A 13,838-nucleotide genomic window follows, 5' to 3' on the forward strand; every position below is an offset into this window, starting at 1 on the left:
GCGGGTCGCGGCGGCCGCGCCGGGGTGGTTTCCTAAGAGGCGAAGAGACGAACCCTTGGGGGGAGCAGAGTGAAGAGCGTCGAGCCTGAGGTGTTCCTCGTTGCGCGGCCCGAACTGGACTACGGCGAGGTGGCCCGGTACCTGCGCGACGTGGGCGGGGAGAGCTGGCTGGAGCGGCTCGACCGGGGCGACCTCGACGGCGAGCTGAACGACCCCCAGAACCTCGCGGAGTTCGCCGGGCGGCTCTGCTACCGCTCCTGGGAGCCGGGCCTCAACCCGAATGTCACCAAGGTCCGCACCGACTCCTCCGCCTACCTGGAGAACATCCTCCGGAGCCTGCACGGGTCGGTCCTGGAGCACGTCAGCTTCAGCTTCGTCCTGCACAACGTCAGCCGGGTGCTGACGCACGAGCTCGTCCGGCACCGGCCGGGCGTCGCCATCTCGCAGGAGTCGCTGCGCTACGTCCGGCTCACCGACATCCCGTTCTGGTTCCCCGAGTGGGCCCGCGAGGACGCCGAGCTGATGAAGCGCGCCACCGCCATGCTGGAGCAGATGGAGGAGTTCCAGGGGTGGATGTCCGGGCACTTCGGGCTCGACGAGGAGGGCGTCCCCTTCAAGGAGAAGAAGCACAAGACCTCGTTCATGCGCCGCTTCGCCCCCGAGGGCGTCGGCACGGGCCTGGTCTGGACGGCCAACGTCCGCAGCCTGCGGCACACCCTGGAGAACCGCACCGCGCCCGGCGCCGAGGAGGAGATCCGCCTGCTCTTCGGGAGGATCGGCGAGATCATGCGCGCGGAGGCGCCCGACCTGTTCGGCGACTACGAGATCGAGGACGGGGCCTGGGTCCCGAAGTGGCGCAAGGTCTGACGGCCCGCCGGAACCGGCTCGCGCCGGGGTCTGTACGTACGGTGTACGCCTGCGGCAGGATGCGGTGGCATGGCCGACATCATGATTCCCGCCGGCGCGCGGGAGCTGCCCGGGTACCTCGCCGTCCCCGAGGGGGAGGGGCCGTGGCCCGCCGTGGTCATCGTCTTCGAGGCGCTCGGCGCCACCGAGGACATGCGCGCGCAGGCCGACCGGTTCGCCGCCCGCGGCTACCTGGCGCTGCTCCCGGACCTCTATGACGGGGAGCCGTGGCTGCGCTGCGTCCGCAAGGCGATGCTGCAGATGCGCGCCGGGCGCGGCCCGGCCTACGACGCGGTGGAGGCGGCGCGGGCGTGGCTGACGGCCCGCGACGACTGCACCGGCGACGTGGGCGTGTGCGGCTTCTGCATGGGCGGCGGGTTCGCCCTGGTCGCCGCGGCGAAGTACGACTTCGCGGCCGCCGCGGTCAACTACGGCATCCTGCCGAAAAGGCCGGAGGAGGCGCTGCGCGGGGCGTGCCCGATCGTCGCAAGCTACGGCGCCGAGGACCGGACGCTGCGCGGCGCCGCCGCGAAGCTGGACCGCATCCTGACCGCCGCGGACGTCCCGCACGACGTCAAGGAGTACACGGGCAGCGGGCACAGCTTCCTCACCGACACCGAGATGCCGGGCCTCCTCGGCCCCGTCATGAAGATCGTCTTGGGGATGGGCAAGGGCCGCGAGAACGCGCCGGACGCCTGGGAGCGCATCTTCGCCTTCTTCGACGAGCACGTCGCCAAAAAATCTACAACGTAAAGGCGGTGGCTTGGCGCGCTGTTCCCCAGCGACTCGTCCCTTCGACCAGAATCGGCCGCCGCCGCCCCTCCGGCCAGATCTGGAGCGCATGGGCGGCCCGCTCGGGGTCGTCGGCGTCACGGACCTGGTAGCGCAACCGGTAGTCCGCGTAACCCGCCGGCAGCGGCGGCAGGGCGTGGGCGGTCCCGCCGAGTTCCTGGATGAGCACGTACCCGGTCGTCCGCGGGAAGGCGATCTCGACGGTGTCGTACCCGCCGCCGCTCGCGCCCGGATCGCGCGGCGCGATCGTCACGGCGAGCCGGATGCGGCCGGTGCGAACCGGCGTCCAGAACACGGCGGCACCCGGACGAGCGTCCGCGAGGCCATACACCCGCCTCTCGCTCGGCAATGCGAGGGATCGTGCCAGAGCGGTCCGACAAAGCCGGAACAGGCGGTGAACGGCCTGGTCAGGGGCCGAGGACGGCCTGGGTCTGGGTGACCTGGGCGACGCGGCGGTCTTTGCCGTCGTAGAGGTCGGTCTGGACGACGATCGAGGTCCGGCCGGTGTGCAGCGGATGCGACACACCGCGCACCCGGCCCTCCCTCACGCCCCGGAAGAAGTTCGTCTTCGACTCCAGCGTCGTCGTGGACGCGCCGGGCGGCAGATTGAGAAAGGCGCAGGCCGCGCCGAGAGTGTCGGCGAGCGCCATGAGCGCGCCGCCGTGCATCAGCCCGCCGGCCGTGCACCGGTCCGCCGCCCAGTCGAGGTGACCGGTGACCTCCTCGGGTGCGGCCTCGTCGATCTCCACCCCGAGCGCGCGGGCGAACGGCATGGCGTCGGTGATCTGGTCGGGGGTGAGCCCGGTCGTCATAGATTCCTCCTCGAACGGCTGCCGGAACCTGTCCGCCCCACCTTCGCGATCACATCCTCGGCCGTCCATTACCTCCCGCGTAAGACCGAGGCATCCGATCACGTCGGAGGAAGTCGACCGAGGGCCTCCTACCTGCAGTGATGCACTGAGGAGGTCGCGGCAGATCGTGAGGTGTTCGAGCACGCTGGCTCCCTGCTCTGGCTCCCGTGGCTCCCTGTCCGAAGCAGCGGACGCCTGCGGCAGGTGACACCCGCAGTCACGAGGAGCGATCTCGCTTGCATTGGCGGGGGCGCCGGCTGCCGATCGCGTTCGGAGAACGCCGCGCTCGACACGCGAGCTGAACATGAGGCGAGTGCTTTGTGGCGACGGCACCCCGGTTCGCCGCCGACGGTGAGATAGGGCCGATCGGCCGGCACCTGGCGAGCATTGTCGCTCGCTTTGTAGAACTGCGGCGTCGGACGGGTGACGGCTCTGCCGCCTGGCCCGCTTCTCTGGGTGCCTCGCTGAACTTGCGGTGGCACAGTGAGGGGATGCGCGTCGCGATTCTCGGGCCGTTGTCGGTCACCGATCAGAGCCGGGACGTCGCGGTGGGCGGTGCCCGGTTGCGGGTGCTGGTGGTGAGGTTGGCGTTGGAGCCGGGCCGGGCGGTCGCGGTGGATTCGCTGGTACGGGCGGTGTGGCCGGACGGTGGTCCAACCGACCGTGTGCACGCGTTGCAGGCGCTGGTCTCGCGGTTGCGGCGAGTGCTGCCCGAGGGGCGGCTGCGGTCGCTGTCTGGGGGATATGTGCTGGACGTCCCGAGCGAGGCGGTGGATGCGCTGTCCTTCGAGCGGCTGGCCCGCGATGGCGCCCGGGCCTTGCGGGAAGGCGACGCCGTCCGTGCGTCCGCCGTCCTGCGTGAGGCCTTGGAGCTGTGGCGAGGCGACGCGCTGGCGGACGCGGCGGGCCTGCCGTTCGCCGACGCCGCAGCCGTCCGGCTGGAGGAGTTGCGGCTCTCGGCGACGGAGGACCGGGTCGCCGCGGATCTCGCCGCCGGAACCGATCCGTCGGGGCTTGTCGCAGAACTGGAGGAGCTGGCGGCACGGCATCCGCTGCGCGAGCGGACCCGGGCGCTGGCCGTCCGGGCCCTGCACCGCGCGGGACGACCCGCCGAGGCGCTCGCGGTGTACGAGCGGTTCCGGGAGGTGCTGGGCGAGGAACTGGGCACCGACCCTGGGCCCGAGTCGCGGGAGGCCTACCTCGCCGTGCTGAGGTCGTCCCCGCCGGAGCGGCCGTACGGGAACCTGCGCGCCCCGTCCACCAGCTTCGTCGGGCGGGAGGACGAGCGCGCCTGGATCGGGCGGCGGCTCTGGGAGGGGCGGCTGGTCACCCTCGTCGGGCCGGGCGGCGCGGGCAAGACGCGGCTGGCGACGACCGTCGCGGCGGAACTGGCCGGGCGGTTTCCCGGCGGTGTCTGGCTGGTGGAGCTGGCGGCGGTCGCCGGTCCCGCCGAGGTGCCGCGCGCGGTCGCCCGTGCGCTCGGCCTGCGCGACGGTGCGGGCCGGCGCAGCGCGACGGAGCTGCTGGTCGACGCCCTGTCGCCGGACGAGACGCTGATCGTCCTGGACAACTGCGAGCACGTGGTGGCGGCCGCCGCCCGGCTCGCCGACGACCTGCTCGGCCGGTGCCCCGGCCTGCGGGTCCTCGCGACCAGCCGGGAACGGCTCGGGCTGTGCGGGGAGGCACTGTGCACGGTCCCGCCGCTGGACACGGCGGAGTCGGTGCGGTTGTTCGGTGACCGGGCGGCGGCGGTCCGGCCGGGCTTCGAGGTCGGCGCTGAGAACACGGCCGTGGTCAGCGAGATCTGCCACCGCCTGGACGGGTTGCCGCTGGCGATCGAGCTGGCCGCGGCGCGGCTCCGCGCGATGCCCGGCGAACAGCTCGCCGCGCGGCTGGACGACCGGTTCGCCCTGCTGGGCGGCGGTGCCCGCACGGCCCTGCCGCGGCATCGGACGCTGCGCGCCGTCGTCGCCTGGAGCTGGGACCTGCTGGACGGGCCGGAGCGCCGGTTCGCCGCGCGGTTGTCGGTGTTCCCCGGCGCGATCACCCCGGACGGTGCGGCACGGGTCGGCGGACGCGCGGACGCCCTCGAAGCCCTGGACGCGCTGGCGGACCGGTCACTGCTCCAGGTGATCGACGGTCCGCGGCCCCGGTTCCGGATGCTGGAGACGATCCGCGAGTACGGGCTGGAGCGGCTGGCGGCAGCGGGGGAGACCGGCGCGGCGAAGGCGGCTCACCTGGCCTGCTTCCTCGACCTGGCCGAACGCGCGGAACCGCACCTGCGCGGCGCCGGTCAGCTTCCCTGGATCGAGGCGCTCGCCGACGAGTGCGACAACCTGCCCGCGGCTCTGACGTGGGCGGTCGAGTCGGGCGACGCCGCGTCCGCCGTCCGCCTGGGGGCGGCCCTCGCCTCGTTCTGGATGATCGAGGGCGACCACGCCGAGGCGGCGCGCCGGTTGCGCCCGGCGCTCGAAGCGCGGCGGGAGGGCACCGCTCCCGGCGATGGCGTATCCGAAGAGGCCGTCGCGGTCGCGCTGGGCGGGTACGCGTTCAACACCGTCCTGTCGGGCGGTGACGCGCGCGATGATCCTCTGCTGGGGTGGTCCGGGCGGGTGGCGGGCGCCGCGCATCCGCTCGCCGCGCTGGCCGAACCGTCCGCCGCGCTGCTCGACGACGACCCCGTCCGCGGTCTCGCGGCCGTCGACCGCCGCCTGGCCGCCGAGCGGGACCTCTGGGCGCGTGCCGCGCTGCACCTGGTACGGGCGATGCTGAACGGCAACCGCGGCGCGATGGACGAGGCCGCGCATGACATCGCCGCGGCTCAAGCCGCCTTCCGGCAGTCCGGTGAGCGGGCCGGGCTGGCGCTGGCGCTGATGTTCTCCGCGGAGGCGCGGACGGCCGCGGGCGACTTCGAGGCGGCGATCGCCGAACTGGAGGAGTCCGTCGCGCTGCTGCGCGAACTGGGGCAGGAGAGCGGCGCGGGGATGCAGCGCGTGATGCTCGCGGTGGCGCGGGCCCGCTCCGGTGACGTCCGGCGGGCCCGGGACGAACTCGCCGCGATGATCGCTCCCGGTGCGGCGACGCCGGTCCGGCATCTGGTCCCCGCACACCTCGCTCTCGGCGACCTCGCGCGGCAGGACGGCGATGCGGATCAGGCCCGCAACCACTACGCAGCCGCCGCGCGGCACCTCGGCCGCATCCCCTCCTACCCGCAGTTCGGTGCGCTCCTGGAGACCGCGATGGCGCATTTGGCGATCTCTGCGGGTGACCTGGGCGCGGCTCGCGGCCGTCTCCGCACGGCCCTCGCTCTGGCCCTGGACGCGCCCGATCTGCCGATCGCCGCGGTCGTCGGCATCGCGGTCGCGCGGCTGGGCGTTGCGTCGGCGCCCGAGACGGCGGCCGAGACCCTCGGTGCGGCATCGGTCCTACGCGGCGTGCCCGACGCGTTCAACCCCGATGTCGTCCAGGCGTCCCGGCAGCTGCGGCGCGCCCTGGGGGAGCGCGTCTACCGGGACGCCTACACCAAGGGCGCCGCCCTCAAGGTCACGGACGCGCTCACCCTCCTGGACGGTCAGCTGTGCCGCCGGTAGGCCGCCACCGCCAGCGGCGCGAACACCACCAGGAACGCCGCCGACCACACCAGCGTCAGCATCGCCTGATGCGCGACCGGCCCGCCGACCAGCAGGCCGCGGCAGGCGTCCACGGCGTGGCTCACCGGGTTCACCTTCACCCACGCCCGCAGCCAGCCGGGCAGTGTGCGGGTCGGCACGACCATGCTCGTCCCGAAGGCCAGCGGGAAGATGCCCAGGAACGCCACCGACTGCACGATGACCTCCTCCCGGATCAGCACGCCGATCAGCACGGTGATCCAGCTCATGCAGAACCCGAGCGTCACCGCAAGCGCCGCTGCGCCGAGCGCCCGCAGCGGCCCGGTCTCGACGCGGAAGCCCAGCAGGTATCCGGTGGCGAACAGCACCACCACGGCGACGGCGTAGCGGATCAGGTCGCCCAGCACCGAGCCGGCGAGCGGCGCGGCCCGGCCGATCGGCAGGCTGCGGAACCGGTCGAACACCCCCTTCTTGATGTCGGTGTTGATGCTCAGCCCGGTCGCCAGCATCCCGACCAGGATGGTCGTCATCACGAGCACGCCCGGGAAGATGTACTGCAGGTACCGGTGCGTCGAACCCGACACCGCGCCGCCGAACAAGTACACGAACAGCAGCAGGAAGACGATCGGTACGAACAGCGCGTCGCTGAGGAGCCCCGGGTTCCGCCGGTTCTTGGTCAGGCTGCGGCCCGCGAGCAGCAGGCTGTGCCGGACGAGCCCGTACGGCCGTCTCGCCGGCGCGGCGATCGTCCCCGTGGTCTCGACGGTCGCCGTCATGCCGCCTCTCCTTCGCTCGTGTCGCCGGTGCGGTGGCCGGTCAGGGTGAAGAAGACCTCGTCCAGGCTGGGCAGCCGCAGCGACAGCTCGGTGACGGAGATCCCCGCGGCGCCCAGGCGAGCGACGGTCTCGGCGAGCACGCGGTCCCCGCCCTCGCCCACGACCGGAGCGATGAGCACGCCCCGGCCGGGCGACTCGGCGTCGCGGCCGGTCACCGCGCCCAGGACCGCCGCGGCCTCCGCCAGCCGCCCGGGATCGCGCGGCCGGACGGTGAGGGTCTGCCCGCCCGCGATCCGCTTCAGCTCCGCGGGCGTCCCCGCCGCGACCACCCGGCCGTGGTCGATCACCGTGATCGCGTCGGCGAGCGCGTCCGCCTCCTCCAGGTACTGCGTGGTCAGCAGGACGGTCCCGCCGTCGGCCGTCATCGACCGGATCAGCCGCCACGCCTCCTCCCGGCGGCCCGGATCAAGGCCGGTCGTCGGCTCGTCCAGGAAGATCACCGCAGGTCGGGCGATCATGCTGGCGGCCAGATCGAGCCGGCGCCGCATCCCGCCCGAGTACGTCGACACCTTCCTTCCCGCGTCCTCGGTCAGGCAGAACCGTTCCAGCAGTTCGGCGGCGCGGGCGCGCGCCTCGGCCTTGCGCAGGTCGAGCAGCCGCCCGATCAGCACCAGGTTCTCGGCGCCGGTCAGGTCCTCGTCCACGGACGCGTACTGCCCGGTCAGGCCGATGAGCCGTCGCACCCTCGCGGCGTCGCGCACCACGTCCAGCCCCCGCACTTCGGCCCGTCCCGAATCGGGCCGCAGGAGCGTCGCAAGGACCCGCACCGCCGTCGTCTTCCCCGCGCCGTTCGGCCCCAGCAGGCCAAGGACGCTCCCCGGAGGAGCGGCCAGCTCCACACCGTCCAGCGCGATCGTCTTCCCGAATCTCTTGACCAGGCCCTCGGCCCGGATCGCGTCATCCATACCGGCGACGGTGCCGCAGGCCGCTCACAGATCGCTCACAGCGGTCAGATCACGTGAGCAGCCGGCTGTCGGGCAAACCGCGCGGCCCGGCGCGGCGCATCAGTGACAAGGTCAGGCCTACACGTGGACTCCGGATGGTTCCTTTGGTGGCATCGTCGCCGTTCGCGCCGGGTGCCTGATGGTGACGACCTTTGGTGCGTGGAGGGTGCGGAGGACCGCCTGGTGGGTGACCCAGCCGACCAGGGCGGAGCGTTCGGTGTCGAGGACGGGCAGCCCGGTTCCGTCGGTGGTGGTCAGGTGGTGGAGGGCGTCGGCGAGGGGCATGTCGGCGGTGAGCGGGGCGGGCATCTCGGCCAGCGCGCCGACGGTTGCCGTATGGCCGCTCTCGGTGCCGCGGGTCTCGGGACCGGCCAGGGCCTCGGCCGCGGCTCGTGCCGTGACCAGTCCCTGGTAGGCGCCTTGGTCGTCGATGACGGGCAGGGCACCGTGGGCGGACAGGGCCAGGCGTTGAGAGGCGTTCGCGATGGTCAGCGTGGCGGGCAGGGGTTCGGGGACCGGGGCCATGACGGTCGCGACCGGGGCTGTCATGCGCGGGTCCACAGGTGGTGCGTCCAGGTCGATGCCGCGGCGGCGAAGCTTGAGGGTGTAGATGGTGTCGGGTGTCAGATGCCTGCTGATGAGGGCGGCGACGACGATGGCGGTCATCATCGGCAGGATGATGGAGTACTCGCCGGTGAGCTCGAACAAGATCACGACAGCGGTGATCGGCGCGCGGGCGGCGCCGGCGAAGACCGCTCCCATGCCGACCAGGGCGTAGGCGCCCGGCGAGGTGGTCAGGGACGGGGCGGCGTGGTGGGCGACGGCGCCGAAGGCGCTGCCGAGCATGGCGCCCATGAACAGGCTGGGAGCGAACACCCCGCCGGAGCCGCCGATCCCGATCGTCAGGCTGGTGGCGGCGATCTTCGCCACCAGCAGCACGAGCAGGAACGCGACGGCGTACTGGCCGTTGACGGCGTTCTGCAGCACCGGATACCCGACTCCGTACATCTGGGGGACCGCCAGCAGCAACAGCCCGAGAAGCAGGCCGCCGGCGGCGGGGCGGAGCCATTCGGGGCCGCGCCAGGCCCAGTCGCACAGGTCCTCGACGAGATACAGGACGCGGGTGAAGCCGACACCGGCCAGCGCGCCGAGCAGGCCGAGCAGTGCGAACAGCGCGTACTCGACGGGATGGGAGACCTCGAAATGGGGCGGTGACATGAACGGTGCCGAACCGAGGATGGCGCGGCCGATGACGCTGGCGGTGACGCTGGAGAGCACCACGACGCCGAACGACTCGACGGTGTAGTCGCGCAGGATCAGCTCCATCGCGAAGAACACTCCGGCCATCGGTGCGTTGAAGGTGGCGGCGATGCCGCCGGCGGCGCCGCAGGCGACCAGGATCCGCAGCCGGTTCTCGCTCAGGCGGGCGAGCCGGCCGAGCGTGGAACCGAGCGCCGCGCCGATCTGCACGATGGGGCCCTCGCGTCCGACCGAGCCGCCCGACCCGATCGTCAGGGCCGACGCCAGGGACTTGACGATGGCGACCTGGGCGCCGATGCGGCCGCCGCGCTGCGCGACGGCGAACATGACCTCGGGGACGCCGTGCCCACGGGCCTCGGGGGCGAACCGGTGCACCAGCGGTCCGTAGACCAGCCCGGCCACTACGGGGACGATCAGGACGAAGAACGGCCCGAGCCACGGCAGGTGCGGATTCGCCCAGTTGCCGGCGGACGAATAGTCCGCGTGTCCGGTGAACAGATGGGTGAACGCCACGATGAGCTTGCGGAACACGACCGCGCCCAGCCCTGCCCCGCAGCCCACCAGCAGTGCCAGGACGACGAGACCGCCCTGCGTCTCACGGAGCCGCGTGACGAGGCGGGCGCCTGTCTCGACGGGTATCTCACGACGGTCGGCCGGGTTGCCCACTGTTGAGTCGTCCCTCCCTGTTCGTCCCAAAACCATTGCAGTATGCAACACTTTCGTCGCGAATGACATCTCCAGGCGGAAGCGGGCCGGCACGGAGCGCAATCGGCGCCCTTGCTGCAGGTGAGGGGTAGAAACGTACTTCGCCGCGGTGATGGACCGCTGGAACACCGCGGCCGCCGCCACCTGGAACCGGCACCTGTCCGCGCCGGCCTCCTTCACCACCTGGGCGCAGCGCAACGAGGTCCTGGCCACCGACCCCGCCCGGCGGCTTCCGCGCCGCAGGCCCGCCCGTCGCGGCGACCGCTCCATCCCCGCCGCCCGCCTCGACAAGCCGTTCACCGATAGCAGCCACCCGCGGAGGCGGTCATCCTCGACCTGCTGGGCCCCCTGCCTACCAGGGCGTGGACGAGCGCCCAGGTCACCCGTTCGGGCATATCGGGCGAACGCCGGGCGGTCGCCCAAGCGGTGCGGCGGCTCGGCCATGGAAGCAAGCCGACGGCGCTTAGCACGATGAGGAGCGACCAAGGCGGGATGCTTGGAGGCGAGGCCATTGGACACACCGGTGGCACCATCGGGCCTCCTTGTGCTTCGTCGCGCTTGTTCTCGCGCCGGATCCGGCGATGGCCTCGCGGTTGGCGGTGGTGGTCAGCCAGGCGCCAGGGTTGGGCGGTACGCGGTCGGCCGGCCACCGCTGCACGGCGGTCGCGAACGCCTCGGCGGCCGTCTTACGGACGTCGACCACGAGCTCACACGTCCTGGAACGGCCGCACCTCGACCCGCCGGTTGCAGTGCTTGGACCCCTCGGCGGCGAGCTTGAGCGCCACGTCTAGGTCGGGGGCCTCGATGACCCAGAACCCGCCGAGGTATTCCTTGGACTCCAGGAAGGGCCCGTCGCTGAACACCGGCTGCTCGCCCCGGTTGTCGATGACGGTGGCCGTGCCGGGCGCCGCGAGGCCGCCGGCGAAGACCCAGTGGCCCGCGGCTTGGAGGCGGTCGTTGAACGCGCCGGTGGCCGCCAGTTCGGCAGGGGTGGGGGAGCTGGACTCGTCGTCGATCACGGAAACCAGGAACTGCATCTGAAGACCCTCTCCTAGGGTTGGGGCGGCGCCCCTCGTGGACGGCCACTCACCTTGCTACGAACACTTCTGGCCTGATCCGACACCGTTTCCCGGGCGTGCGTCGAGGGCTTTCTGGTGCATGGTCGTCGTCACGCAGCCGCGGCGGGCTTCGTCCTTGGTGGCCGACGTGGCATCGGGCTCCGGGTCGGTCTTCTCGTCGTTCTTCGTGGTGTCGTGTTCGCCGCCGTGTGAGTTTCGCACGTGCTTGAACGCCTGCAGGGCGAGTACGGCCAGGCCGGCGTAGAAGACGGCGCTGACGATGCCCACCACGTGCACTCCGGAGGTGAACGCGTCGCGGGCCGCGGCCAGCAGTTCGCCGCCCTGCTCTGCCGGCAGGTGACCGGCAGCGGCGACCGCACGGTCGATGCTTTCCCGGGCGGCGTCCGCCGCATCGGGCGGCATATCGCCGAGCGCGCCCTCAACGTTGCTGCGGTACACCGCGGTCCCGAGCATGGCGAGCGTGGCGATGCCGAGCCCGAGCCCGAACTCGTTGGTCGTCTGCACGATCGACGCCCCGGAGCCGGCCTTGTCCGGCGGCACGGCCCCCATGGCCAGGTGGTTGCACAGCGCGGCCAGCGGCCCGGTGCCGAGCATGACGACGCACATCGCGATGACGATCATCGCAGGGCCGGACGTCGAGTCGGCCAGCGTGAAGATCAGATAGCCGGCACCCGCGACCAGCAGCCCGCCTGCGATCAGGTACGCCGGACGGATGTGGTCCGCCAGCAGTGGAGTGCCCAGGTTGCCGATGATCAACAGCACGTTGGGCACCACCAGGAGCAGACCGGCCGCCAGCGGAGTGAGGCCGGTGACGTTCTGCAGGTACAGCGTGACGAGTAGGAGGGTGCCGGTGCCGGCCACGCTGGTCACCAACATCAGGGTCAGCGCGGAACTGAACGTGCGGTTGCCGAACAGGCGCAGGTCGAGCAGGGGGTGCTCCAGGCGTTGCTGCCGCCGGACGAACACCACCCCCGCTGCGATCCCGACGACCAGCGCCACGGCGGGGAGCCACTGCCAGCCGTGGCGAGCCAGCTCCTTGAGTCCGTAGATGGTCGGCAGGATCGCCGCGAGGGACAGCACGACGCTGACCGGGTCGAGCCCGCCCGCCTGCGGCGCCTTCTGGTCGGGGAGCAGGAAAGGACCGAAAACCAGCAGCAGCACGATCCCCGGCACGGACACCAGGAACACCGATCCCCACCAGAAATGCGCCAGCAGCACGCCACCGACGAGCGGGCCAAGCGTCAGCCCGGCCATGAAGCAGGTCAGATAGATCGCCAGGGCGCGGCCGCGCTGCTTCGGGTCGTTGAACATCCCGGTGACCAGGGCCAGCACCGACGGCATCACCGCCGCGCCCGCCACGCCGAGCAGCGCGCGGCTGGCGATGAGCATCGCCGGGCTTGTGGAGAACGCCGCCGCCACCGAGGCGATGCCGAACACGGCGGCGCCGATGAGCAACAGCTTCTTGCGGCCGATCCGGTCACCGATGGTGCCCATGGTGACCAGGAAGCCCGCGATCAGGAAGCCGTAGATGTCCAGGATCCACAGCTGCTGGATGCCGCTCGGTGCGAGGTCGGCGGTCAGGTGCGGGACGGCCAGGTACAGCACGGAGAAATCCATCGTGACCAGGAATGTGGGCAAGCCGAGCACGGCCAGTCCCACCCATTCCCGTCGCCCGGCTCCGAGCCTGGTATTCACCGTGGACATGATCTGGTCCTGTTCGTCGTCGGCGCGGGAGGCCACCCCTCATAGGCGGCCACTCACTCCTGCTACGAACACCTCTGGCCCGATCCGACACCGCCACCCGGGCCTTTTTTCGAACCGGTGGTGAATACGTGACCTACCAGATCTCTGGGTGACGGCAGATCGGTCCGCAGCGGTGTAGCGGTGGTTGTAGCCCAGGACGGCCAGCTACGGCAGCTGATCGGGGAGCTCGCCGACTTCCCCGCTGTGGCGCGGGTCGCCGACCTGGCCATCCGGGCAGCGGTCAGTGCGCCGACCGAGGGCCGAGTACTGTACGCCGGGCTCCGGGCGCTCGAGGTTCCCGAGGAGCCGGTGACCAGGCTCTGGCATGCGACGACGCTGCTGCGCGAGTACCGCGGGGACGGCCACAATGCCGCCCTGGTCCGCAGTGCCGGCTGCGGGCGCGCCGGATGCCGTCGCCGGAGGCGAGCGATCTCAACGGGCAGCCGTACCCGGCGCCCTGGGATGTCCGGTTGTTGAAACGGCTAGTCGTTAGGCGGCCAGGGCGCGGGGGCAACCGACGTTCGTCGTGTCGCTGCACTCCTGCGTCCAGGCCCTGTCTGGACGCCGTCCAACGCCGCTGTCCATCTTCATATTTTTTTTCCGCGACGATGTCGAATGGCGTCGAGTTCGTTCGTAGCCAAGGTGAGAGGCCGGCAAGGAGCCGGTCGCCGCACACCGGAGGCTCACGATGTCCATCGCCACCACCACGGCTCCCGTCTCTGTGAAGGCCCTGATCGCCGGTGGCCTGACCGCCGCGGCGCTGGCCGCCGTGACGACCGCGGCCATCGCCGCAGTGGGCAAGTCCGCCGGGATCAGCGTCGCTGTCGGCGGCGCGCCGATCCCGGTGTCGGGGTTCGCCACGTTGACCGCCGTCTTCTCCGTGGTGGGCCTGGTGCTCGCCCTGGCACTGGCCCACTGGGCGCGCCGTCCACGCAAGGCGTTCGTCCGCACCACGATCGTGCTCACCGCGCTGTCCCTGGTACCGGATGTGCTCGCGGACGCGTCCGCGGCCACGAAAGCGCTGCTGATACTGACGCACCTGGTCGCCGCCGCGATCGTGATCCCGGCCATCACCCGCCGCCTGGCCGCCTGAGATGGCAGGGGACGTGCACAC

At 71.9% G+C, this 13,838-nt stretch carries 12 protein-coding genes; 5 read left to right on the top strand and 7 right to left on the bottom strand.

Annotated features, from left to right (window positions below; translation table 11 throughout):
* The first annotated feature begins 69 nt into the window (after positions 1–69).
* Complete coding sequence (gene thyX, locus QP089_RS23070) at positions 70–867, top strand: FAD-dependent thymidylate synthase (protein WP_285913836.1); 798 nt, start codon at positions 70–72, stop codon at positions 865–867.
* Positions 868–936: 69 nt separating this feature from the next.
* Positions 937–1,659, top strand: a complete 723-nt coding sequence (locus QP089_RS23075) for a dienelactone hydrolase family protein (RefSeq protein ID WP_285913837.1) — start codon at positions 937–939, stop codon at positions 1,657–1,659.
* Here QP089_RS23075 and QP089_RS23080 read toward each other — a convergent pair.
* On the bottom strand, positions 1,649–1,993 hold the full coding sequence (locus QP089_RS23080) for a hypothetical protein (RefSeq protein ID WP_285913838.1): 345 nt from the start codon (positions 1,991–1,993) through the stop codon (positions 1,649–1,651). The genes QP089_RS23075 and QP089_RS23080 overlap by 11 nt on opposite strands.
* A gap of 112 nt (positions 1,994–2,105) precedes the next feature.
* Positions 2,106–2,510: a PaaI family thioesterase gene (locus QP089_RS23085; protein ID WP_285913839.1), complete on the bottom strand. Its 405-nt coding sequence runs from the start codon at positions 2,508–2,510 to the stop codon at positions 2,106–2,108.
* Between the two features lie 530 nt (positions 2,511–3,040).
* On the opposite strand from QP089_RS23085, the gene QP089_RS23090 reads away from it, so the two are divergent.
* Positions 3,041–6,139, top strand: coding sequence for an ATP-binding protein (locus QP089_RS23090; RefSeq protein WP_285913840.1), 3,099 nt, complete (start codon positions 3,041–3,043; stop codon positions 6,137–6,139).
* Here the strand turns inward: QP089_RS23090 and QP089_RS23095 are convergent.
* From QP089_RS23095 to QP089_RS23115, 5 genes are all read right to left on the bottom strand, one after another.
* Positions 6,121–6,933: an ABC transporter permease gene (locus tag QP089_RS23095; RefSeq protein WP_285913841.1), complete on the bottom strand. Its 813-nt coding sequence runs from the start codon at positions 6,931–6,933 to the stop codon at positions 6,121–6,123. The genes QP089_RS23090 and QP089_RS23095 overlap by 19 nt on opposite strands.
* Entirely contained in the window at positions 6,930–7,898 is a 969-nt protein-coding gene (locus tag QP089_RS23100) for an ATP-binding cassette domain-containing protein (protein WP_285913842.1), read from the bottom strand. Before QP089_RS23100 ends, QP089_RS23095 begins: the two co-directional genes overlap by 4 nt.
* A gap of 117 nt (positions 7,899–8,015) precedes the next feature.
* The gene (locus QP089_RS23105; protein ID WP_285913843.1) at positions 8,016–9,863 is read right to left on the bottom strand and encodes a chloride channel protein; all 1,848 of its coding nucleotides are present in this window, start codon (positions 9,861–9,863) and stop codon (positions 8,016–8,018) included.
* Between the two features lie 746 nt (positions 9,864–10,609).
* Entirely contained in the window at positions 10,610–10,939 is a 330-nt protein-coding gene (locus tag QP089_RS23110; protein ID WP_285913844.1) for a YciI family protein, read from the bottom strand.
* 57 nt (positions 10,940–10,996) lie between these two features.
* A complete protein-coding gene (locus QP089_RS23115) occupies positions 10,997–12,721 on the bottom strand; it encodes an MFS transporter (RefSeq protein ID WP_285913845.1) in 1,725 nt (574 codons plus the stop codon).
* Between the two features lie 144 nt (positions 12,722–12,865).
* On the opposite strand from QP089_RS23115, the gene QP089_RS49040 reads away from it, so the two are divergent.
* On the top strand, positions 12,866–13,201 hold the full coding sequence (locus QP089_RS49040) for a helix-turn-helix domain-containing protein (RefSeq protein WP_446474077.1): 336 nt from the start codon (positions 12,866–12,868) through the stop codon (positions 13,199–13,201).
* 211 nt (positions 13,202–13,412) lie between these two features.
* A complete protein-coding gene (locus QP089_RS23120) occupies positions 13,413–13,817 on the top strand; it encodes a DUF6069 family protein (RefSeq protein WP_285913846.1) in 405 nt (134 codons plus the stop codon).
* The last annotated feature ends 21 nt before the right edge of the window (positions 13,818–13,838 follow it).

The sequence above is a fragment of the Actinomadura opuntiae genome, assembly GCF_030283205.1.
GTDB lineage: Bacteria > Actinomycetota > Actinomycetes > Streptosporangiales > Streptosporangiaceae > Spirillospora.

Coding starts and splice junctions, on each gene's coding strand:
- QP089_RS23085 (WP_285913839.1), bottom strand. CDS start 2,510: ATGACGACCGGGCTCACCCCCGACCAGATCACCGACGCCATGCCGTTC.
- QP089_RS23110 (WP_285913844.1), bottom strand. CDS start 10,939: ATGCAGTTCCTGGTTTCCGTGATCGACGACGAGTCCAGCTCCCCCACC.
- QP089_RS23095 (WP_285913841.1), bottom strand. CDS start 6,933: ATGACGGCGACCGTCGAGACCACGGGGACGATCGCCGCGCCGGCGAGA.
- QP089_RS23090 (WP_285913840.1), top strand. CDS start 3,041: ATGCGCGTCGCGATTCTCGGGCCGTTGTCGGTCACCGATCAGAGCCGG.
- QP089_RS23120 (WP_285913846.1), top strand. CDS start 13,413: ATGTCCATCGCCACCACCACGGCTCCCGTCTCTGTGAAGGCCCTGATC.
- QP089_RS23075 (WP_285913837.1), top strand. CDS start 937: ATGGCCGACATCATGATTCCCGCCGGCGCGCGGGAGCTGCCCGGGTAC.
- QP089_RS23100 (WP_285913842.1), bottom strand. CDS start 7,898: ATGGATGACGCGATCCGGGCCGAGGGCCTGGTCAAGAGATTCGGGAAG.